We start from the raw sequence: 1,623 nt of genomic DNA, 5'->3' as shown, positions 1-1,623 counted from the left end.
TTTTGAAAAAGCAAAATGGTTTAACCATGAGTGGATACAAAAACTGGATGTAACCAATTACGCAGTAAGGGTAAAAACTATTTTTGAAACAAACGGCATTACTATAAACGATGACGCTTACCTTTTAAAAGTGATAGAGCTTGTTAAAGGCCGCTGTACTTTATTACCAGATTTTTTTACCCAGGGAAGTTTCTTTTTTCAGGCTCCGGCAACTATTGATACCGATGCTATCAAACCAAAATGGGAGGAGAAGAAAAACATGTTTTTTATGGAACTGATTAAAGCATGGCAATTAAGCACGCTTTGGGACGCAACAGATTTAGAGACATCTTTTAAAGAATTGGCAGCAGCCAACACCTTAAAAACTGGCATGCTAATGTTGCCTTTACGGGTGATGCTGGTAGGTGGAAAATTTGGACCAGGCGTTTTTGAAATTGCCACTACCATCGGTAAAGAAGCAACAATAACAAGGATAGCACATACCTTATCTTTACTGCAGTAAATAAATGCTATAATATGAATAGGCCTATACGAGTACTGGTAGCCAAGGTTGGACTTGATGGGCACGACCGGGGCGCCAAAATTATTGCCACCGCATTACGGGATGCAGGCATGGAAGTAATATATACCGGCCTGCGCCAAACGCCAGAAATGGTGGTGAACGCTGCATTGCAGGAAGATGTTGATGCAATAGGCATTAGTATATTAAGCGGGGCGCACAATACTATTTTTCCTAAAGTTATAGCACTGATGAAGGCAAAAGAAATGAACGATGTGCTATTAACCGGCGGAGGTATTATACCTCAGGATGACATGAAAGCCCTGAATGAATTAGGCGTAGGGAAATTGTTTGCCCCAGGCGCCACCACTACAGAAATAGCTGACTACATTAAATATTGGGTAAAAGCGAATAGAAATTTTTAAATTTGGGCATGAAAAGAGAAATCAAAATATTTAAATCTTTCGAGGAGCAGGAAAAGTATTTTCTGGAATATTTTTTTTATAAGACTCCATCTGAAAGGTTGAAAGCCCTTGCAGACCTTCAGAAACTAAATAATAAAGATTTTCTAATCCCTTCGCAACGAAAAATCACCATTCAAAAACATTTTCGATGGACATAGAACATCCTGAATTCCTAAATTTTTTAAGATGTGCCAAGGAAAATAAATTAAGGTATTTATGTATCGGAGGCTATGCAGTAAATTATTATGGGTTCCATCGTATGACGGAAGATTTGGACGTTTGGATAGCACCGACCAATCAAAATAAAGATTGTTTTTTTAACACGATGCTATGCATGGGGTATACAGAATCAGAATTTGAGGATATAAAAAAAGAAGATTTCACTACTTACTTTATGTGTTCTCTTGGAGGCAGGCCAAATGTAATTGATGTACTGACCATCTTACATCATTCATTAAATTTTGATGAAGCTGAAAAGAATATGACAATACATAGCCTTAATAATTCAATTGAACTAAAAATGGTTTCTTATGAATTGTTGAAAGAAACAAAACTAAGTTCTCATAGGCCAAAAGACCTTTGGGACATTTCTCAATTAGAAAAATTAAGGAACAACAGATAAATACCCCAACAATGTACACTACACTTATTACCACTTTA

Annotated in this window: 3 protein-coding genes and 1 pseudogene; all 4 read left to right on the top strand. The window is 36.8% G+C overall.

What is annotated here, in order from left to right; translation table 11 throughout:
- Window positions 1-502, top strand: a pseudogene (locus H7254_RS17140) (glutamate--tRNA ligase); the annotation flags it as partial.
- Window positions 503-516: 14 nt separating this feature from the next.
- Complete coding sequence (locus H7254_RS17135) at window positions 517-924, top strand: cobalamin B12-binding domain-containing protein (protein WP_301934130.1); 408 nt, start codon at window positions 517-519, stop codon at window positions 922-924.
- 8 nt (window positions 925-932) lie between these two features.
- A complete protein-coding gene (locus H7254_RS17130; RefSeq protein ID WP_301934129.1) occupies window positions 933-1,121 on the top strand; it encodes a hypothetical protein in 189 nt (62 codons plus the stop codon).
- Window positions 1,112-1,585 (top strand): hypothetical protein, encoded by a 474-nt coding sequence (locus H7254_RS17125; RefSeq protein WP_301934128.1) that lies wholly within the window; start codon window positions 1,112-1,114, stop codon window positions 1,583-1,585. The genes H7254_RS17130 and H7254_RS17125 overlap by 10 nt, the downstream gene beginning before the upstream one ends.
- Window positions 1,586-1,623 lie beyond the last annotated feature (38 nt).

It is taken from the genome of Ferruginibacter sp. (assembly GCF_014377975.1).
Taxonomy (GTDB): Bacteria; Bacteroidota; Bacteroidia; order Chitinophagales; family Chitinophagaceae; genus Ferruginibacter.
Note: the sequence above shows the minus strand (reverse complement) of the source record. Positions and strands in the feature narration are given on the sequence as shown.

Coding starts and splice junctions, on each gene's coding strand:
- H7254_RS17125 (WP_301934128.1), top strand. CDS start 1,112: ATGGACATAGAACATCCTGAATTCCTAAATTTTTTAAGATGTGCCAAG.
- H7254_RS17135 (WP_301934130.1), top strand. CDS start 517: ATGAATAGGCCTATACGAGTACTGGTAGCCAAGGTTGGACTTGATGGG.
- H7254_RS17130 (WP_301934129.1), top strand. CDS start 933: ATGAAAAGAGAAATCAAAATATTTAAATCTTTCGAGGAGCAGGAAAAG.